This window comes from Streptomyces shaanxiensis (assembly GCF_039537145.1).
Lineage (GTDB): Bacteria > Actinomycetota > Actinomycetes > Streptomycetales > Streptomycetaceae > Streptomyces > Streptomyces shaanxiensis.
Genome location: NZ_BAAAZY010000010.1, coordinates 112,239 through 131,924 on the forward strand (window position 1 = coordinate 112,239; position 19,686 = coordinate 131,924).

The following is a 19,686-nucleotide window of genomic DNA, read 5'->3' on the forward strand; positions in this document are numbered from 1 at the left end:
GCCCTGACACCTGAGCAGGCCGAAGCGGTACGCCGGATCCTGCTGCGCCTGGTCACTCCCGGCGACGGAAATCAGGACACCCGCCACCCGGCCGACCGCGCCGAGCAGTACGTCCCCCACCGCGGGTACCCGTCGGCGCCGGCCTGCCGGGGAGGTGGTCCTCGGAGTGGACACGCACCGGGACGCTCATGTGGCTGCCGTGCTCTCTTTGCAGGGGGCGGTGACCGGTATCGACGAGTTCCCGGCCACTGCGACCGGATATCACGAACTACTGCGGTGGGCACGGGGGTTGGGCGCAGTGCGGCGTGCTGGGGTGGAGGGGATGGGCTCCTTCGGGGCGGCCTTGTCCCCCCACCGGCTGACCCAGGGTGTGGAAGTGTTCGACGCGAACCGGCCCGACCGGCGCCGGCGCGATTCGGAACTCTTGCGCACCTGCGCACGACTCGGCGACGACAGCCAGGACGAAGAGGACGGAGCAGGCGCGGTGCTGCAGGCCACCCGCGTCACCCTGTGTCTGCCGGCCCACCGGATCGGGCAGCTCACCGAGCAGATCCAGGACTTGGAAGGCCGGCGGGCCCGGCTCGTGAAACGCCACGCCCCGCAGCTGCTGACCGTGGTGGCATTGGCCCGGACACGGCCGTCACCCTGCTGATCACGATCGGGGACAACCCGGATCGTGCGGACCCCGGTACGCTTCGACCCCCGGACCAGGGAGTACTACGAGCGTCGTGTCGCCGAGGGCGAAACCCGGCGCGAGATCGTTCCAGTGCCGCAAACGCTATGTCCCCCGAGAGGTCTTTCACCTGATCCGGCCCACATCCTCACACCTCTCGTCGTAGATCCTCACACCCCCGGTCATAGGGGCAGTCGTGAGATGTGGGAGCGTGAGTCGGGTGAGTGAGAGTACGTCCAACACCCTGCAATACCGCTTTGACGGGCCAGAAGAAGCTCCAGTCCTGATCTTGGGTCCCTCCCTGGGTACCACATGGCACATGTGGGACCGGCAGGTGCCGGAGCTGGCCCAGCAGTGGCGCATCTTCCGGTTCGACCTGCCGGGACACGGTGGCGCGCCCGCGTATCCGGCGGGTTCGGTCGGCGATCTCGCCGAGCGGCTGCTCGCCACCCTCGACGGCCTCGGCGTACAGCGCTTCGGCTACGCGGGCTGCGCGCTGGGCGGCGCCCTCGGCATCGAACTGGCCCTGCGCCACCCGGAGCGCATCGCCTCGCTCGCCCTGATCGCCGCCTCGCCGCGCTTCGGCACGGCCGACGAGTTCCGGCAGCGGGGTGTGATCGTGCGCACGAACGGCCTCGACCCCATCGCGCGCACCTCACCCGACCGCTGGTTCACCTCCGGCTTCGCCGCCGCCCAGCCCGCCATAACCGAGTGGGCCGTGCAGATGGTGCGTACCACCGACCCCGGCTGCTACATCGCGGCCTGCGAGGCACTCGCCTCCTTCGACGTGCGGTCGCAACTCGGCGGCGTCGCCGTGCCCACCCTGGTCCTCGTCGGCTCGGACGACCAGGTCACCGGCCCCGCCGAGGCCCGCACGCTGGTCGCCGGCATACCGGACGCCCGACTCGCCGTCGTCCCCGGCGCCTCCCACCTCGTCCCGGTCGAGCAGCCCGCCGCCGTCACCGACCTGCTGGTCCGGCACTTCTCCACCGCCTGGCAGCCCGCCTACGACTCCACCACCGGCCAGATGGCGGCCATCCAGGCCGCCCCCGTCAAGCCGGTCCTGGCCGCCGCGCCCCCGCAGCCCGCGCCCGTCGCCGAGATCGCCCCGGCCGTGGTAGCGCCGCAGGCGGCGGGACGGCCGGACCCGTACGACGCGGGGATCAAGGTCCGTCGCGAGGTGCTCGGCGACGCGCACGTCGACCGGGCGCTGGCCCAGGCGGACGAGTTCTCGGGGGACTTCCAGGAGTTCATCACCCGGTACGCGTGGGGCGAGATCTGGGACAGACCCGGCCTCGACCGGCGCTCCCGCAGCTGTGTCACCCTCACCGCCCTGGTCGCGGGCGGTCATCTGGAAGAACTCGCCTTCCACGTCCGCGCCGCCCTGCGCAACGGCCTCACCCCGGGCGAGATCAAGGAAGTGCTGCTGCAGGCGGCCGTCTACTGCGGCGTCCCGGCGGCGAACAGCGCCTTCAAGGTGGCGCAGCAGGTCATACGGGAGGAGACCACTCCGCAGGAGTGAGGGTCCTCGGGGCATCCGCCGGGAGCGCGCGCCAGGATGGAGCCATGAAGCTCACGAAGAAGTCGCACGCCTGCGTCCGGCTCGAAAAGGACGGACGCACGCTCGTCGTCGACCCCGGAGGATTCAGCGAGGACGACGCCGCCGTCGGCGCGGACGTGATCCTCGTCACGCACGAGCACCCCGACCACTTCGACGAGGCGCGCCTGCGGGCGGCGATGGAGGCCGACCCGGCCGCCGAGATCTGGACGCTCAGGTCCGTGGCGGAGCAGGTCTCCGCGGCCTTCCCGGGCCGGGTGCACACCGTCGGCCACGGCGACACCTTCACCGCCGCCGGCTTCGACGTCCAGGTCCACGGCGAGCTGCACGCCGTGATCCACCCGGACATCCCGCGCATCACCAACGTCGGGTACCTCATCGACGGCGGCCGGGTCTTCCACCCGGGCGACGCCCTCACCGTCCCCGACCATCCGGTGGAGACGCTGATGCTGCCGGTCATGGCCCCCTGGAACAAGATCTCGGAGGTCATCGACTACGTCCGCGAGGTCAAGCCGCAGCGCGCCTACGACATCCACGACGCCCTGCTCACCGACCTGGCCCGCCCGATCTACGACCGACAGATCGGCGGCTTGGGCGGCTCGGAGCATCTGCGCCTGACGCCGGGGGACTCGGCGCAGGTGTGAGCGGTCCCACCCCGGGCGGGGCCGGGTTGTCAGTCCCGCCCGGTAGGTTGTCAGGCATGCGCATCGCCACCTGGAACGTGAACTCGATCACCGCTCGCCTGCCGAGGCTCCTGGCCTGGCTGGAGAGCAGCGGCACCGACGTGCTGTGCCTCCAGGAGGCCAAGCTCGCCGAGGACCAGTTCCCGTTCGACCCGCTGCGCGACCTCGGCTACGAGGCGGCGGTCAACGCCACCGGCCGGTGGAACGGCGTGGCGGTGCTCTCCCGCGTCGGCCTCAAGGACGTCGTCAAGGGCGTGCCCGGCGACCCCGGCTACGACGGTGTGGTGGAGCCTCGCGCCATCTCCGCGACCTGCGGCCCGGTCCGGGTCTGGTCGGTGTACGTGCCGAACGGCCGTGAGGTGGACCACCCTCACTACGCCTACAAGCTCCAGTGGTTCGAGGCCCTCAAGGCGGCCGTCGCGGGCGACGCGGGCGGCAGCCGCCCGTTCGCCGTGCTGGGCGACTACAACGTCGCGCCGACGGACGACGACGTCTACGACGTGGCCGCATTCGAGGGCCTCACCCACGTCACCCCCGCCGAGCGCGCCGCCCTCGCATCCCTGCGCGAGTCCGGCCTGTCCGACGTGGTCCCGCGCCCCCTCAAGTACGACCACCCGTACACCTACTGGGACTACCGCCAGCTCTGCTTCCCCAAGAACCGCGGCATGCGCATCGACCTGGTGTACGGCAACGAGCCGTTCGCGAAGGCGGTCACCGACTCCTACGTGGACCGCGAGGAGCGCAAGGGCAAGGGCGCGTCGGACCATGCGCCTGTCGTGGTCGACCTGGACGTGTAGGCAAGGCCGGCGGAACCAGCTCGTCCGGCGTTCGAGGACGAGGCCGTTCAGTCCGGTACGGGGGTCCGGGGGCAGAGCCCCCGGACGGCGACCGAGGCGCCGGTCACGGCACCAACCCCCGCAGGTCGATCGACTCGGCCAGCGCGGCGAGCCCCGCGTCCCCCGGATGCAGATGGTCCCCGCTGTCGTACGCGGGAAGCATCCGGGAGGGCCGCGCCGGGTCCCGGATCACGGCGTCGAAGTCGAGCACCCCATCGAACCCGGCGCTCGTGCGGATCCACTGGTTCACCTTGACGCGCTCCGCGTCAACTGCCGCCGTGCACCGCACCTCCCCCTCGCAGGGCAGGATCGTCGCCACCAGCATCCGCAGCCCCCGCGCGTGCCCCCGGTCGGCGATCTCACGCAGTCCCGCGATGACCTGCTCGGCCGTGGTCTGCCAGCGCACATCGTTGATGCCCTCGAACACCACAGCCGTACGCGCCGACGTCTGGGCCAGCACATCCCGGTCGAACCGGTAGAGGGCGCTCACCCCGGCCGTGTCCGTCGACACCCCGTCACCGGGATAGCGGTCGCTGACCACACGGTTGCCGGAGATCCCCTGGTTGAGCACCCCATAGTGCGGGACCACACTCTGGTTCAGCAGACGTGTGGCCAGCACATTGGGCCACCGCCGGTTCGCGTCCGTCGTGGACTTGTCTCCGTCGGTGATCGAGTCCCCCAGCAGCACCACGGACCCGGGCCCGCCGCCCACGTCGACGCCGGTCAGCAGCGGCCAACTGGTCAGGACGGTGCCGTACGGCGCCGCGGAGCCGTCCGCCGTATGGTCGCCCGGCCCGCTCACATACGACCGTTGCTGCGCGAGCCGGTGCACCGGTGCCGCCGGCACGGTCCCCGGCAGATGGAAGCTGACCAGCAGATTGGTGTCCGCCGGCACCTGGAAGGCGAGCGGATCGCTGTACGCCTGCGCCCCCGCCGGGATCTCGACGCCCGCCGTGCCCCGGAAGGTCACCGCGACCGGCGTGCCTCGCGCCGCCGCGCCCGCCTGCTGCACCGCCACCGTGGCGCTGCCGATCCGCACCGGCGCCGCCGCGAAGGTGTTGTCGAACCGCAGCCGCACCCTCGGCCCGCCCGCCGAGGTGTGCACGACCAGCCGCAACGTCCGGTCGGTCCACGGGCCCACGGTCGGGTAGCCGCCCGTCGCGGCCGCCCAACTCCCCGTCCAGCCCGGAGCGGGGGCCCGCACGGAGACCGCGAACACATGCAGCCCGCTCGCCTGCGGCAGCCGTACCGAGGCGACCTGACGTCCCACCACCAGCGGCACGGTCATGACGTACAGCCGGGCCCGCTCGGCGAGTTGACCGGCGCGTGTGTTGATGTGCGGCAGGGCCACGGCCTTGGTGGCGAGCGGGCCGGTGCGCCAGTCGGGCGCGGTCAGGCGGTAGGCGGAACGGGTGCCGTCGGTGTACAGAACCGTCCCCGTTCCGCCGGCGATGGTGCCGTTCGTGCCCGCCACCAGGAACGCGAGCGCGTCGCCGCGGCCGCCCACCCGCACGTCCTGGCCGTTGGCGCGGACGTTGTCAGGCTCGCCCGGCTGCCGTCTCGGCCAGGTCAGCCGGGCACCTTGCACGGTGAGCGCGCGGCCGGGTGTCCAGCCCGCCGCCGAGAGGTCCTGTGCCGACAGGGAGGCGCCCGCCCCGTCGAAGTCCGCCTCGGCGGGCCGGGCGTCGTCGCTGACCGCCACGTTGTCGAAGAGCCGCTCCAATGGGATCGGCTTGGCTCTGTGCTCGGTGGCCGCCTGCGCGGAGACCCCCGGCACCAGAGCCGCGAAGAGAGCTAGGACGACCGTGGATCCCCACACGCATCGGCGCAACTCCGACTCCTCCCGTTCACGAACCGCTCAGGACTGCGTACGACTGCACATGACAAGTTCGGGTGAGGCTTCAGGCGAGACCTTCAGTCGAGACGTTCGATCGAACTGTTCAGTCGAACCGTTCGAACGAGCCGCTCGGTCGAGACGCAAGACGCACCGAGAAAGTAGAGAGGCACCCGTGACCCGTCAACGAGCCATGCCCGAAGTCGGCGTGAACTCGACCGGAATCGGCGGCCCGCGCGCCTGTGGTGCGTTCGGCAGTACGAATGACACGCTTGACGTATGAAGATCCCTTTTCTGGGCCACCGGCCCGAGAAGCGCGGGGCCCTCGATCCCGAGGGCATCGCCGAACTGCTCTCCGAGTGCGAACTCCTGCGTTCCCACGCGTCCCGGGCGGGGATCCAACTCGACGACACCGCGGCCTCGTTGGAGGCACTCGACCAGATGGTGCCGCGCTGGCGGGACGACGAGGAGGTCCTGCCCTGGCTGGGCAATGACGCCGGTCTGTATCTCGGCACCGTCATCGTGCGCACCGTGCCCGGTGCCGCCTGGAGGATCTGGCCGGACGGTCAGCCGGTCGTCCGGCTCGCCTCCGGCCGTGAGTTCGACGTCGTCACCTCGGGGCAGGAGTGGGCCGCGAACGGGGTGCCGGAACTGTCGCAGTTGTACGCGGAGGTGGCGGAGGCGTGAGCCTCTGTCCCGCGCCTCGGCATAGTCGTACGTGACATAAAGGCGGAGTAAATACGGCTTATGTCCGAAAAGTGCGTGTCGAGTATTAAGTAAGCCTTTGCCCGGATAGTTTGCGGCAATCGCTGAACGTGACCGGGGGAGCGCCACCATCCACCGCACCGGAATCCTGCCCACGTCCGACCTCGACTACGATGTTCCGTCCGTCCCCAAGGCTGTGGCGATCGCTCCGGCCGCGACCAGGGACGCTGCTGCCGGGTGGGGATCCCCCCACGGCCCCTGGGTCCAGGGGCAGCAGGGGGCAGCAGTCATAGAGCCATACCCGTCCGGCGCCGGCCGGAGATCACTGTTCGCGCAGTGGAATCGACACGTATGACGGGTCGTTCGCCGGCGAGGAGAAGGTCAGCCGCGCGCCGGACGGGTTGTGCTCGATGTAGAGCGGGTCGACCGTGTCGACGACCAGGGCGAGCCGGTGCCCTGCCGGGACGTCGTAGGCCGTGGAGTACAGCTCCAGGTCCACGGTGAACGGCTTTCCGGGCGTACGTCCGTGGAAGGTGTAGGGCGCGTTGCTGACCAGCTTGCCGAGGCCGAGCGGGCCCACGTCGTAGAGGTAGGCGACGAGGGTGCCGCTCTCCTTGGTCGGCGTGACGGTGGTGTGCAACTTCGCCGTACCGCGCACACGTTGTGCCGTGGCGTACTTCTCCGACTGCCATACGCCTGCCCAGAGCCGGGGGATCAGCGGGATCGAGGCCACCGGGGGCAGTTGGGCCACCTGGTCGAGGATGCTGGACAGGAAGACCACCCCGCCGTCGGCGCCCGAGTTGACGTTCGTGCGGATGGTGGTCGTACCCCCGAGGGCGATCTTCCTGTTCGTCGCGCCGACCGACTTCCAGTCCGGGTAGCCCTCGTAGCCGCCCGTGGAGCGGGACTTGAGCTGGACCGGCAGCTCGCGGTTGATGCCGTTGTCCTCGCCCTTGAGGTAGTGGTCGAACCAGCGCTCGGTGTCCGTCCAGACGTCGTTGGGCAGGCCGAACAGGCCCGTCAGTTCGGCGGTGGCGTGGTCGCCCGGCCGGAACTCCAGCCGCTTCGGGCCGGTCAGCTTCTCGTAGAAGTCCGCGTACTGGTTGGGCGGGAAGATCGTGTCGCCCCAGGCGTTGGCCAGCATGACCGCGGCGCCGTTCTTGTTCAGTTGGTCCACGTATGTAGCGACCGAACGTTTCTTCCCCCAGTTGATCATGTCCTGTTCCTTGGACAGGTTGGAGGCGTAGAAGTCGTTGAAGATCTGCCGGACTTCGGCGCTCTGCCGGCCGGTGACGATGCTCGCCCCGTCCAGCAGTCCGGCCGCCTGGACGTGCTGGGTGCGACCGGAGTAGATCGAGCCGATGAGGTCGGCCCAGCCGCTGAGGGCGGCGACCGCCTTGACCCGTTTGTCGTGCGCGGCCGTCAGCAGGCTGATGCCGGCGCCGTACGAGACGCCCGCCATGCCGACGAGCTTCGCGTCGGCCGGGGTGTTGGCGAGCGCCCAGTCGATGACCTTGGACGCGTCGGCTATGTCGGGCGGGCCCGCCACTTCTATCTCGCCGCCCGACTGCCAGAAGCCGCGCACGTTGTAACTGACCACGACATAGCCCGAGTTCGCGAGCTTCTGGGCCTGGGCGAAGTACTCGACCTGGGGCAGGCCCCAGCTCGTGGGCAGCACGAGCAGCGGGTAGCGGCGCGTGCCGTCGGCGCCGGCCGGTGTGATGACGTTCGCCTTGAGGGTGGTGCCACCGTCGCCGGTGATGTCGACGAAGCGGACGCCGTTCGGGGCCGCTTGGGCGGCGGGGGCGAGCCCGAGGGCGCTACCGGCGATCAGTGTCGCGGAGACGGCGCCCACGGCGGTCGTGCGCAGGGCCTTGCGATGGTGTCCCACGGGTCACTCCTCACTCGTGTCAGTGCAAAGTGACCGAACGGTAACCTCGTCCCCTTACCGCAAGTAACCCGTCGGTAAGTTACGTGGCAGTAACGATTACCGGAATGTGATGAACCTCAGGAGGCCCGGTGGGTATTGCGAGGAGCCGCCGGTGTCGGCAGCGGCGCCTGCGCCGCCCGCGTCACGTCCGCCACCAGCTCCACCACATCCGGGCCGTACGCCTGCGAGTTGACCACCTTCAGCAGCAGGATGAAGGAGTTGTTGCCGTGCTTGCGGGAGAGCCGCTCGTGGTTGCGGGCGAGGTAGCGGGTGGCGGCCTGGTTGGTGATGGCGGTCTGCCCGCAGAACAGGAAGACGGGGCGGGTGTCCTGGCTCTGCCCGACGGTGAGCCGGGCGAGCAGCGCGTACTCCTCCTTGCCGACCTCCACCCGGTAGCGCTCGGAACCGATCTGCAGGGCGCCCCGGTCCGGGCCGGGTTCGGCGTCGACGTTCACGCGCACACCGGGCAGCAGGGAGGCAAGGTGCGCCGTCATACGGCGGTTCGAGGCCGGGCCGCCGACGCAGAACTCGGTGCGTTCGCCGAAGCCCTGGCGTGCCGTGTCGTGCGGGACTATCTGGGCGTGGGCGTTGCAGTCCTTGATCAGGGCGGCGAGTTCGAGGAGCGCGAACACGTCGTACCGCATCACCGTCAGCTCGGGCCCGCCGGCCCCGCGGTTGACCACCAGCAGGGACTCCGCGTTGTCGGGCAGCCCGAAGAACGCCTGCTTGCGGCGGAGCTTGCGCTTCCACAAGTAGGTGCGGGCAAGCCAGCCGAGCGCGGCACTGATACCGACCGCGACCACGCCCAGGACGATGTTGCGCACGTCGTCATTCATGGGCGCGCATGCTAGCGGGCCCGTGTGGCCGGTACGTACCGGTGTTCGACCTGTGGCGTTCGCGAAACGGCTGTCGGAGTGGGTCTGTCGGGACCCCGGCAATGCGGTTACGCTGCGCGGACGGTACTGACTGGAGGTGGGGATGCGTCGCCCTGTCGCGCGAAAACTGTCGGTCCTGGCGGTCTCGGCCGCCGTGGTCTCGGTGGGGGCGGCAGCGCCACCCGGCGCCGAGCGCACGGCAGTCGAGAAGGTCCCGGTCGCCGTCGGGTACGGGGGCGCGGTCTCCAGCGTCGACGCGGACGCCTCCGCGGCCGGCATCGAGGTCCTGCGCAAGGGCGGCAACGCCGTCGACGCCGCCGTGGCCACGGCCGCCGCGCTCGGCGTCACCGAGCCCTACTCCGCCGGCATCGGCGGAGGCGGCTACTTCGTCTACTACGACGCCAAGTCCCGTACGGTGCAGACCATCGACGGCCGCGAGACCGCGCCGCTCACCGCCGACTCCGGCCTCTTCGTGGAGAACGGCACGGCGATCCCCTTCGCCGAGGCCGTCAGCAGCGGCCTGAGCGTCGGAACCCCGGGCACGCCCGCCACCTGGCAGAAGGCGCTGGACAAGTGGGGGAGCAGAGGGCTCGGCACCCTGCTGAAGCCCGCGGAGCGGCTCGCCCGGGACGGCTTCACCGTCGACGACACCTTCCGCGCGCAGACCGCCTCGAACGAGACCCGGTTCCGCTACTTCCCGGACACCGCCAAGCTGTTCCTGCCGAACGGGGCGCTCCCCGTCGTCGGCTCCACCTTCAAGAACCCCGATCTCGCCCGCACCTACGCGGAGTTGGCGAGGAACGGCGTCGGCACGCTGTACCGGGGCGACCTCGCCGAGGACATCGTCGACACGGTCAACCATCCGCCGGTGGACCCGAGTTCCGGCTGGAAGGCCCGCCCCGGCGACCTGTCCGCCAAGGACCTGGCCAGCTACCGCACCAAGTCCCAGGCGCCCACCAGGACCTCGTACGAGGGTCTCGGCGTCTACTCCATGGCGCCCTCCTCCTCCGGCGGCACGACCGTCGGCGAGGCGCTCAACATCCTGGAGAACACGGACCTGTCGAAGGCGAGCGACGTCCAGTACCTGCACCGCTACATCGAGGCCAGCCGCATCGCGTTCGCGGACCGCGGGCGCTGGGTCGGTGACCCCGCCTTCGAGGACGTACCGACCAAGGAACTGCTGTCGCAGCGGTACGCCGACTCGCGGGAGTGCCTGATCAAGGACGACGCGGTGCTGACGAGCCCGGTCGCGCCGGGCGACCCGCGCGATCCGGCGGACTGCGACGCGAGCGGTACGGCGGCTCCGACCACGTACGAGGGGGACAGCACGACCCACCTCACGGTCGCCGACAAGTGGGGCAACGTCGTCTCGTACACGCTGACCATCGAGCAGACCGGCGGCAGCGGCATCACGGTCCCGGGCCGAGGGTTCATCCTCAACAACGAGCTGACGGACTTCTCCTTCACCCCGGCCAGCCCGGCCGTCCATGACCCGAACCTGCCGGGGCCGGGCAAGCGGCCGCGCTCCTCGATGTCCCCGACGATCGTGCTCGACCAGCACAACAAGCCGGTCGTGGCGCTCGGTTCGCCCGGCGGGGCCACGATCATCACCACCGTGCTGCAGACCCTGACCGGGTTCCTCGACCGCGGTCTGCCGTTGGTCGACGCGATCGCCGCGCCGCGCGCCAGCCAGCGCAACCAGACCACCACCGAGCTCGAACCGGGCCTGTGGAACAGCCCGTTGAGGGCTCAGCTGGAAGCGATCGGCCACGGCTTCCGGCAGAACCCCGAGATCGGCGCGGCGACCGGTGTACAGCGGCTGCCGAACGGCAAGTGGCTGGCCGCCGCCGAGAAGGTACGGCGGGGCGGCGGCTCGGCAATGGTGGTACACCCGGCGCCGTAACGCCTCACTGCATCCGGTTCACAGCTCCGGGGCGGGCGGCAGATCTTCCGTACGGAAGGCGAGCCGCCCGTCCTCCACGTCCACCGTCACCCGGCCGCCCTCGCCGATCCGGCCGTCCAGGAGGAGCCGGGAGAGCTGGTTGTCGACCTCCTTCTGGATGGTGCGGCGCAGCGGGCGGGCGCCGTACTCGGGCTGGTAGCCGCGCTCGGAGAGCCAGTCGACGGCCGCGCCGGTGAAGTCGACCGCGACGCCCTGCGCGTGCAGCAGACGGCGGGTCTTGTCGAGGAGCAGGTTGGTGATCCGCTCCAACTGGTCCGGGGTCAGTTGGCGGAAGACCACGATCTCGTCGATGCGGTTGAGGAACTCGGGCCGGAAGTGCTCGCGCAGCGGCCGTAGGATCCGCTCGCGCCGCGCCTCCTCGTCGGCCTCCACGTCACCCGCGCCGAACCCGATCCCCGAGCCGCCCCGGCTGATCGCCTCGGAACCCAGGTTGCTGGTCATCACGATGACCGTGTTGGTGAAGTCGACGGTCCGGCCCTGGGAGTCGGTCAGCCGACCGTCGTCCAGGACCTGGAGCAGGATGTTGAAGACGTCCGGGTGGGCCTTCTCGACCTCGTCGAGCAGGAGCAGCGAGTACGGGTGCCGGCGGACGACCTCCGTGAGCTGACCGGCCTCCTCGTGCCCGACATAGCCGGGCGGGGCGCCGACCAGGCGGCTGACGGTGTGCCGCTCCTGGTACTCGCTCATGTCCAGCCGGACCATGCGCTCCTCGCTGCCGAACAGCGCCTCGGCGAGCGCCCGGGCCAGCTCGGTCTTGCCGACGCCGGTCGGGCCGAGGAAGAGGAAGCTGCCGATCGGACGGTCGGGGCTGGCGAGTCCGGCGCGGGAGCGCAGCACCGCGTCGGAGACCACGCGCACCGCCTCGTCCTGGCCGATGACCCGCTCGTGCAGATGCTCCTCCAGGCCGAGCAGCCGGTCCTTCTCCTCCTCGGTGAGGCTGCTCACCGGGATGCCGGTCTGCCGGGACACGACCTCCGCGATGGCCTCGGTGGTGACTTCGAGGTGCTGGCCCTCGTCGACCTCCTCGCTGTCGGACGCGTCCGCGATGCGCTGCTTCAACTCGACGATGCGGTCGCGCAGTTGCGTCGCCTGCTCGTAACTCTCGTCGGCTACCGCCTGGTCCTTGTCCCGGGTCAGCTGCTCGACCTCGCGTTCCATGGTCCGTACGTCCGTGCCCTTGGTCCGCGCGCGCAGCCGTACCCGCGCACCCGCCTGGTCGATCAGGTCGATGGCTTTGTCGGGCAGGCGGCGGTCGGTGAGATAGCGGTCGGACAGCTCGACGGCGGCGACGAGCGCCTCGTCGGTGTAGCGGACCTGGTGGTGGGCCTCGTAGCGGTCGCGCAGGCCGCGCAGGATCTCGATCGCGTCCGCGGTGGTCGGCTCGGGGACGAGGATCGGCTGGAAGCGGCGGGAGAGCGCTGCGTCCTTCTCGATCCTGCGGTACTCCTCAAGCGTGGTGGCGCCCACGACATGCAGTTCGCCGCGCGCGAGCGCCGGCTTGAGGATGTTCCCGGCGTCCATGGAGCCGCCCTCGCCGCCGCCTCCGGCGCCCACGACGGTGTGCAACTCGTCGATGAAGACGATCAGTTGGTCGGAGTGGGAGCGGATCTCGCCCACGATGTTGTTGAGCCGCTCCTCGAAGTCGCCCCGGTAGCGGGTGCCCGCGACCACACCCGTCAGGTCCAGGGCGACCACCCGGCGGCCGCTGAGCACGTCGGGCACGTCGACGTCGGCGATCCGCTGGGCCAGGCCCTCCACGATCGCGGTCTTGCCGACGCCCGCGTCGCCGATCAGCACCGGGTTGTTCTTGCCGCGCCGGGAGAGCACCTCGATGGTCTGCTCGATTTCCTCGTCCCGGCCGATCACCGGGTCGATACGGCCCCGGCGGGCGAGGTCGGTGAGGTCGCGGCCGTACTTGTCGAGGGTGGGGGTCCCGGTGTCGACGCGCGGCCGTTGATCGATGCGGGGCCGGGAATCGGCGGCGTCGGGGGCCTCGGGCGGCATGCCGGAGGGGGCGAAACGGGCCGCGTTGAGGATGTGCCCGGCAGCCGAGTCGGGGTTCGCGGCGAGGGCGCTGAGCACGTGCTCCGGTCCGATGTAGCCGGCGCCCCGCGCGCGGGCCAGGTCGTGCGCGTCCAGAAGGGCGCGTTTGGCGGCCGGGGTGAGGGAGAGCGAGGTCGGCGGCGGGGCCTCGCCCGGCGGGTGCTGGACCGGGCCCGAGCGCTCGTCGATCTCCGTCGCCAGCGAGTCGGGGTCCGCGCCGGCCCGGGTGAGCAGACTGCGGGTCGGCTCGGCGGACAGCGCGGCGCGCAGCAGGTGCTGGGTGTCCAGGTCGCGGCTGCCGTGCTCGGCGGCGTACTGGGCGGCGCCCCGCACCAGCTCCCGGGCCGGCTGACTGAGCAGGCGTCCGATGTCGATCTGGCGGGGGCCGGGGCGCGGTCCGCCGAAGAAGCGGGCGAGGAATTCTCCGAAGGGGTCGTAGTCCTCCGGACCACCGTTGAAGCCGCTGGTCATGGCGTTCCCATCCGGCGTCCCTGCGCGGGCAGGGTCGCCCTCGCTGATCGACGTGCCGGAATCGGGTAACCCTGGCGGAAGCCGGTTACACCTGGCCGCGCGTTCGTAGAACACCTTCGCACGAACGGTGGCCGGGGGCACCTTCAGGGAACGCGAGGAAGAGGCCCTGTACGGTCAGCGGTCGTCGAGCAGGGCCAGCTCCTGAAGTGTCTTGCTGACCTGCGGCCGCCAGTCCACCTGGCCGACCTCGTGGTGGGCGGCGGGGAAGCGCCGGGCGGGGGGCTTGTCCTCCCAGTAACGGCCATGGGGCGCGGCACGCGGGACATGGACCAGCGCGCCGACGGCGTTCGGCTGGAACGTGACCTCCAGCCGCTCGGGCCGGCCCGGCCCGGGAGCGTGCCCCGTGAGCAGGAGGGTCTGGTAGATGCCCACACGCTGCTCGGTGCGCGGCACATCACCCTCGACGACCTCCGCCGAGTCGCAGAGGTACCCCTCGTCGGCGAACGCGTCGAGCACGGCTTCGTGCAGCGGCAGCGCGGTGACATGGAGCAGGTCGTCGTCGACGTCGACTCCGGCACGCTTGCCGCCGAGCACGAGCTCGGTCCGGACGGACAGGACGACTCCGAGGGCCCGTCCCCCGAGCTCGCTCACGGGCGTCTCCCACGACAACGGTTGCGAGACCGTCAGGCGCTGCTCCTCGCCCTTGCGGAGGGTGAAGTGGCTGGGCTCGGCGTAGTGCGTCCCGACCTGGTGTTCCCGCTCCTCGCCGTCGTGGCCCGTGCGCCGGACGTCGACGCGCAGGGCCACCTCGTCGATCTGTGCGTCGCGATCGCCACCCTTGACGAGGACCACGGCCCGCAGGTCCCCGCCGGGCCGCACCGGCCCCAGGATCTGCGTGTCCACCTCGATCGCCCCGTCCGGGTGCCCCAACCCGAACAGCCGCTTGAACCCCACGTGCGCCCCTCCCCGAGCCCCGCGCCGATCAGGCGTGCAGGTTGGCAGCGCCGCTCCTCAGCGGGCCGTCAGGATCCGTGGCCCCGCCTCCGTGATCGCCACCGTGTGTTCCGTGTGGGCGGCGCGGGAGCCGTCGTTCGTGCGCAGGGTCCAGCCGTCGGGGGCCGCGTGGTAACCGTCCTCGCCGCTCGCGACGAGCATCGGCTCGATGGCGAGGACCATGCCCTGCCGCAGCGGCATGCCCCGGCCCGGGCGGCCCTCGTTCGGCACCGACGGATCCTCGTGCATCTTGCGGCCGATCCCGTGCCCGCCGAACCCGTCCGGGATGCCGTACCCGGCCGTCCGGCAGACCGAGCCGATCGCGTGGGCGATGTCGCCGATGCGATTGCCGACCACGGCCGCCTCGATACCCGCCGCCAGCGCGCGTTCCGCCGTCTCGATCAGCCGTACGTCCGCCGGGCGCGCCCTGCCGACCGTGAAGCTGATCGCCGAGTCGCCCGCCCAGCCGCCCAGTTCCGCACCGCAGTCGATGGACACCAGGTCGCCGTCGCGCAGGCGGTAGGCGGTCGGGATGCCGTGCACGATCGCGTCGTTCACCGATGCGCAGATGACGGCGGGGAAGGGGGTGGGGGCGAAGGAGGGGCGGTAGCCGAGGAAGGGGGACGTCGCCCCGGCCGCGCGCAGCACCTCGCGCGCCACCTCGTCCAGCTCCAGCAGGGAAACCCCCACGTCAGCGGCCTTGCGTACGGCCGTGAGGGCCTGGCCGACGACCTGCCCGGCCGCGTACATCGCATCGATCGACTTGTCCGTCTTCAGCTCCACCATGCCAATTACTATACCGGTATTAGAATGACGGCATGGTGCGCACCCCTCTCACCCCCGAAGAACGCGAACGCGGCGAGCGGCTCGGCCGGTTCCTCCGCCAGGCACGCGGCGGCCGCAGCATGACCGAGGTCGCGGCGAGCGCCGGCATCTCCGCCGAGACGCTCCGCAAGATCGAGACGGGGCGCGCTCCGACGCCGGCCTTCTTCACCGTGGCCGCGCTGGCGCAGGCCCTCGGGCTGTCCATGGACGAGCTGGCCGGGCGCTGCACGCCGGTCGTCGAGGCCGCCGCCTGACGGGTTCGCACGTCACGTTCCGACAGCTCCGGCGTACTCTGCGTTCAGTCCGAAATTCTCTCGTAGCGCGTTCGTAACATGGCTGGTGTTGCCTAACGGACCGGAGTACTCCGGTCTGGCGGGAGTTGGGCGATGTCAGTGGAACAACTCCCGGCCCGGGTACGGGAGTTCGTGAACTACCTGGACGGTCTTCTGGCGCGCCTGGATCAGGGCGACGGCTGGTGCGGGGTGTTCTGGCAGCGTGACCCGGAGGGCATGCAGGCCTGCCTCGACGGACGCGAGGTGCCGCCCTGGGACGTGGTGGAGTCACTCCTGCACGACCTCGCCGCCCAGTACGGCCCCGGCGGCGCCGGCCCCGAGACGGAGCGCGCCCGCGCCCTGCACGCCGCCGCCCTCGCCGCGTACGACCTCCGGCCCGGTGGCCGTGACGCCCTCGGTGACCGGCTCGACGTCATGCTCCGCGAGCAGCGGTACGCCGCCGAACGGCAGGCGGAACTGGGACGGTTGCTGGCCTCGGCCGGCAGCCGCGAGGAGGCCGACAACGTCCGCCTCGACCTCGCCTGGGCCCGCGACGACCATGAGCGCGCCACCGCCCGGTGCGCGGAACTCCGGGCCCGGATGGCCGACTTGGACCGACGGGCCGCCAGCGGGCGGGCCGAGGCGATACGCCGGGACCGGGTGGGGGAGGGGTCCGTGTTCCGCCTGGATGATCGGTTCGGGGGCGGAGGGGCGGCTCCTCGGGAGCATCCGCAGGCCCTGGACCGCCCGACCGGGCATCCCGAGCACCAGCACCAGCACCAGCACCACGATGCCCGAACCGCCCCGGTCGGAGCCCCCGCCCGGCCCGACTGGCCGGAAGCCCAGCACACCTCCGCCCCCACCGCACCCGCCCCCACCACACCCGGCGACCACCCCCAGGCCCCGTCGCCCGACCCCGCCCCGGACCCCGCCCTCGATCCCGCCCCCACCCCCAAGCAGCGCAAACGCCGCCGCGGCAGTGCCCGCTTCGCCGGGATGGTCGAGGAGGAGGCCGCCCCCGTCGTCGTACCGCCCACCGCGGAACCCGTCCTCCCCACCCTCCCGACCCTCGCCGCCCAGCCCGACACCACGCGCCGCACTCCGCGCGGTGCCCGGTTCGCCGGGGCGGCCGACGAGGCGCCCGTGAGCCCGGAGCGGACACAGGCCGAGCCCATGGACGCGGCGGACCGGCGGGAGGTCTCCCGGACCGTGGAGGCGATCGTGCGGCTGCGCGCGGAGGGCCGTAGCGGCGAGGCGCACGCACTGCTCGTGGAGGCCGCGTACTGGCCCGCCGTCCGCCTTCCGGCGCTCGCGGCCGGGATGGAGCGCGCCGGGCTCGGCGCCGACTGGGCGACCCTGCTGTGGGAGACCGCCTCACTGCCGGCCGAGCGGCTCGTCGCCGCCGCCGACGCGCTGACCGCGGCGGGTCGGGCCGGTGACGGGGAGCAGATCCTGCGGCAGGGCGTGGCGCGGCCCGCGCACGAGATCGGGCAGGCCGTGGTGGCGCTGGTCGGCGAGGGGCGGCACCGCGAGGTCCGCGCACTGCTGGACGCGTACGTCCGGGTCCGCACCCCGGAGGAGGCCGCCCGCAGCGCCGCACCGGAGCCGCGGACGCTCGTACCGCTGCTGCTGGAGGCCGCCCAGGGCATCTCGGACGAGCGCCACTGGGATCTCGTCCACGCCCTGCGGGTGGCGGGCTTCGCGGCCTGACCCGTCGGTCACACCACCGGGCCCACCCGTCCCACCGGCCCCATCCATCCCCCACAGGAGTGTGAAACGTGATCGACTCAGCGGGTTAACGACGATGGTCTTGGCAAGGCTGTTCCAGGGGCTTACTTTCAAGCCTCTACCGCCCCCTCTACGGGCGTAGAGGCTCTGACGTCCCGTCGAAGGAGCAGCTCATGGCCAACGTCGTTCGTGCCGCTCTGGTCCAGGCCACCTGGACCGGCGACACCGAGTCCATGGTGGCGAAACACGAGGAGCACGCCCGGGAGGCGGCCCGGCAGGGCGCGAAGATCATCGGCTTCCAGGAGGTCTTCAACGCTCCCTACTTCTGTCAGGTCCAGGAGCCGGAGCACTACCGCTGGGCCGAGCCGGTCCCCGACGGGCCGACCGTGCGTCGTATGCAGGAGCTCGCCCGCGAGACCGGCATGGTGATCGTGGTGCCGGTCTTCGAGGTCGAGCAGTCGGGCTTCTACTACAACACCGCGGCCGTGATCGACGCCGACGGCACCTTCCTCGGCAAGTACCGCAAGCACCACATCCCGCAGGTCAAGGGCTTCTGGGAGAAGTACTACTTCAAGCCGGGCAATGTGGGGTGGCCGGTCTTCGACACCTCCGTCGGGAAGGTGGGTGTCTACATCTGCTACGACCGGCACTTCCCCGAGGGCTGGCGGCAACTCGGGCTCAACGGCGCCCAGTTGGTGTACAACCCGTCGGCCACCTCGCGTGGCCTGTCCGCCTACCTCTGGCAGCTGGAGCAGCCGGCGGCGGCCGTCGCCAACGAGTACTTCGTCGCCGCGATCAACCGCGTCGGGCAGGAGCCGTACGGCGACAACGACTTCTACGGGACGAGCTACTTCGTCGACCCCCGTGGGCAGTTCGTCGGCGAGGTCGCCGGCGACAAGAGCGAGGAACTCGTCGTACGCGACCTCGACTTCGACCTCATCGAAGAAGTGCGGCAGCAGTGGGCCTTCTACCGTGACCGCCGCCCCGACGCCTACGAAGGACTGGTACAGCCGTGACGAAGGACCTGCTGGGACGCCACCGAGCCGTCATGCCGGACTGGCTCGCCCTCTACTACGAGGACCCGCTGGAGATCACCCACGGCGAGGGCCGGCACGTCTGGGACGCGCAGGGCAACCGCTACCTCGACTTCTTCGGCGGCATCCTCACCACGATGACCGCGCACGCGCTGCCCGAGGTCACCAAGGCGGTGAGCGAGCAGGCCGGGCGGATCATCCACTCCTCGACCCTGTACCTCAACCGGCCCATGGTCGAACTCGCCGAGCGCATCGCCCAGTTGAGCGGCATCCCGGACGCCCGCGTCTTCTTCACCACCTCCGGCACCGAGGCCAACGACACCGCCCTGCTGCTCGCGACGGCCTACCGGCAGAGCAACACGATCCTCGCGATGCGCAACAGCTACCACGGTCGTTCGTTCAGCGCGGTCGGCATCACCGGCAACCGCGGCTGGTCGCCGACCTCGCTGTCGCCGCTGCAGACGCTGTACGTCCACGGCGGGGTGCGCACGCGTGGTCCGTACGCCGAACTCGGCGACGAGGACTTCATCGCCGCCTGCGTCGAGGACCTGAAGGACCTCCTCGGCCACACCCGTCCGCCCGCGGCCCTCATCGCCGAGCCCATCCAGGGCGTCGGCGGCTTCACCTCGGGCCCGGACGGGCTGTACGCCGCCTTCCGGGACGTCCTCGCCGAGCGCGGCATCCTGTGGATCGCCGACGAGGTGCAGACCGGCTGGGGCCGCACCGGCGACCACTTCTGGGGCTGGCAGGCCCACGGGCAGTCCGGTCCGCCGGACATGCTGACCTTCGCCAAGGGCATCGGCAACGGCAGCTCCATCGGCGGTGTCGTCGCCCGCGCCGACATCATGAACTGCCTCGACTCCAACAGCATCTCCACCTTCGGCGGCACCCAGATCACCATGGCGGCCGGCCTCGCCAACCTGTCGTACCTGCTGGAACACGACCTCCAGGGCAACGCCCGGCGGGTCGGCGGGCTGCTCGTCGAGCGGCTGCGGGCCGTCGCGGCGCACGTGCCGCACGTACGGGAGGTGCGCGGCCGGGGCCTGATGCTGGGCATCGAACTCACCAAGCCCGGCACGGACGACGCCGACCCGGCGGCCGCGTCCGCCGTGCTGGAGGCGGCCCGCGAGGGCGGCCTCCTCATCGGCAAGGGCGGCGGCCACAACACCAGCTCCCTGCGGATCGCTCCGCCGCTGTCCCTCACGGTCGCGGAGGCCGAGGAGGGCGCCGCGATCCTCGAGAACGCTCTGAGGAGCATCTAGC

The 19,686-nt window shown here is 71.2% G+C and carries 16 protein-coding genes; 10 read left to right on the plus strand and 6 right to left on the minus strand.

Annotated features, from left to right (window positions below; translation table 11 throughout):
- Positions 1 to 190 precede the first annotated feature (190 nt).
- From ABD932_RS14550 to ABD932_RS14565, 4 genes are all read left to right on the plus strand, one after another.
- Positions 191 to 652 carry a hypothetical protein gene (locus tag ABD932_RS14550; RefSeq protein WP_345012578.1) on the plus strand — a complete coding sequence of 154 codons (462 nt, stop codon included), beginning with the start codon at positions 191 to 193 and terminating at the stop codon, positions 650 to 652.
- A gap of 241 nt (positions 653 to 893) precedes the next feature.
- Entirely contained in the window at positions 894 to 2,195 is a 1,302-nt protein-coding gene (gene pcaDC, locus ABD932_RS14555) for a bifunctional 3-oxoadipate enol-lactonase/4-carboxymuconolactone decarboxylase PcaDC (protein ID WP_345012580.1), read from the plus strand.
- Positions 2,196 to 2,239: 44 nt separating this feature from the next.
- On the plus strand, positions 2,240 to 2,875 hold the full coding sequence (locus tag ABD932_RS14560) for an MBL fold metallo-hydrolase (RefSeq protein ID WP_345012582.1): 636 nt from the start codon (positions 2,240 to 2,242) through the stop codon (positions 2,873 to 2,875).
- Positions 2,876 to 2,931: 56 nt separating this feature from the next.
- The gene (locus ABD932_RS14565; protein WP_345012584.1) at positions 2,932 to 3,711 is read left to right on the plus strand and encodes an exodeoxyribonuclease III; all 780 of its coding nucleotides are present in this window, start codon (positions 2,932 to 2,934) and stop codon (positions 3,709 to 3,711) included.
- Positions 3,712 to 3,814: 103 nt separating this feature from the next.
- Here ABD932_RS14565 and ABD932_RS14570 read toward each other — a convergent pair whose 3' ends face one another.
- Positions 3,815 to 5,581: an SGNH/GDSL hydrolase family protein gene (locus tag ABD932_RS14570; RefSeq protein WP_345012586.1), complete on the minus strand. Its 1,767-nt coding sequence runs from the start codon at positions 5,579 to 5,581 to the stop codon at positions 3,815 to 3,817.
- A gap of 282 nt (positions 5,582 to 5,863) precedes the next feature.
- On the opposite strand from ABD932_RS14570, the gene ABD932_RS14575 reads away from it, so the two are divergent.
- Positions 5,864 to 6,271: a DUF6278 family protein gene (locus ABD932_RS14575; RefSeq protein ID WP_345012588.1), complete on the plus strand. Its 408-nt coding sequence runs from the start codon at positions 5,864 to 5,866 to the stop codon at positions 6,269 to 6,271.
- Between the two features lie 340 nt (positions 6,272 to 6,611).
- On the opposite strand, the gene ABD932_RS14580 is transcribed toward ABD932_RS14575, so the two are convergent.
- Together ABD932_RS14580 and ABD932_RS14585 are read right to left on the minus strand one after the other, a co-directional pair.
- Positions 6,612 to 8,180, minus strand: a complete 1,569-nt coding sequence (locus tag ABD932_RS14580) for a CocE/NonD family hydrolase (RefSeq protein WP_345012590.1) — start codon at positions 8,178 to 8,180, stop codon at positions 6,612 to 6,614.
- A gap of 116 nt (positions 8,181 to 8,296) precedes the next feature.
- Positions 8,297 to 9,055 carry a hypothetical protein gene (locus ABD932_RS14585; RefSeq protein WP_345012592.1) on the minus strand — a complete coding sequence of 253 codons (759 nt, stop codon included), beginning with the start codon at positions 9,053 to 9,055 and terminating at the stop codon, positions 8,297 to 8,299.
- A 142-nt stretch (positions 9,056 to 9,197) separates the two neighbouring features.
- Here ABD932_RS14585 and ggt point away from each other — a divergent pair, with 142 nt between their 5' ends.
- The gene (ggt, locus tag ABD932_RS14590; protein WP_345012594.1) at positions 9,198 to 10,997 is read left to right on the plus strand and encodes a gamma-glutamyltransferase; all 1,800 of its coding nucleotides are present in this window, start codon (positions 9,198 to 9,200) and stop codon (positions 10,995 to 10,997) included.
- A gap of 18 nt (positions 10,998 to 11,015) precedes the next feature.
- Here ggt and ABD932_RS14595 read toward each other — a convergent pair whose 3' ends face one another.
- From ABD932_RS14595 to map, 3 genes are all read right to left on the minus strand, one after another.
- Positions 11,016 to 13,571 carry an ATP-dependent Clp protease ATP-binding subunit gene (locus ABD932_RS14595; protein WP_345012596.1) on the minus strand — a complete coding sequence of 852 codons (2,556 nt, stop codon included), beginning with the start codon at positions 13,569 to 13,571 and terminating at the stop codon, positions 11,016 to 11,018.
- Between the two features lie 174 nt (positions 13,572 to 13,745).
- Entirely contained in the window at positions 13,746 to 14,525 is a 780-nt protein-coding gene (locus tag ABD932_RS14600; RefSeq protein WP_345012598.1) for a sporulation protein, read from the minus strand.
- A 57-nt stretch (positions 14,526 to 14,582) separates the two neighbouring features.
- On the minus strand, positions 14,583 to 15,350 hold the full coding sequence (gene map / locus ABD932_RS14605) for a type I methionyl aminopeptidase (protein WP_345012600.1): 768 nt from the start codon (positions 15,348 to 15,350) through the stop codon (positions 14,583 to 14,585).
- 32 nt (positions 15,351 to 15,382) lie between these two features.
- Here map and ABD932_RS14610 point away from each other — a divergent pair, with 32 nt between their 5' ends.
- The 4 genes from ABD932_RS14610 (at position 15,383) to ABD932_RS14625 (ending at position 19,685) form a co-directional block, all read left to right on the plus strand.
- Positions 15,383 to 15,643, plus strand: a complete 261-nt coding sequence (locus tag ABD932_RS14610; RefSeq protein ID WP_345012602.1) for a helix-turn-helix domain-containing protein — start codon at positions 15,383 to 15,385, stop codon at positions 15,641 to 15,643.
- Positions 15,644 to 15,775: 132 nt separating this feature from the next.
- A complete protein-coding gene (locus tag ABD932_RS14615) occupies positions 15,776 to 17,371 on the plus strand; it encodes a hypothetical protein (RefSeq protein ID WP_345012604.1) in 1,596 nt (531 codons plus the stop codon).
- 191 nt (positions 17,372 to 17,562) lie between these two features.
- Positions 17,563 to 18,405 (plus strand): nitrilase-related carbon-nitrogen hydrolase, encoded by an 843-nt coding sequence (locus ABD932_RS14620; RefSeq protein WP_345012606.1) that lies wholly within the window; start codon positions 17,563 to 17,565, stop codon positions 18,403 to 18,405.
- The gene (locus tag ABD932_RS14625) at positions 18,402 to 19,685 is read left to right on the plus strand and encodes an aspartate aminotransferase family protein (protein ID WP_345012608.1); all 1,284 of its coding nucleotides are present in this window, start codon (positions 18,402 to 18,404) and stop codon (positions 19,683 to 19,685) included. Before ABD932_RS14620 ends, ABD932_RS14625 begins: the two co-directional genes overlap by 4 nt.
- The last annotated feature ends 1 nt before the right edge of the window (position 19,686 follow it).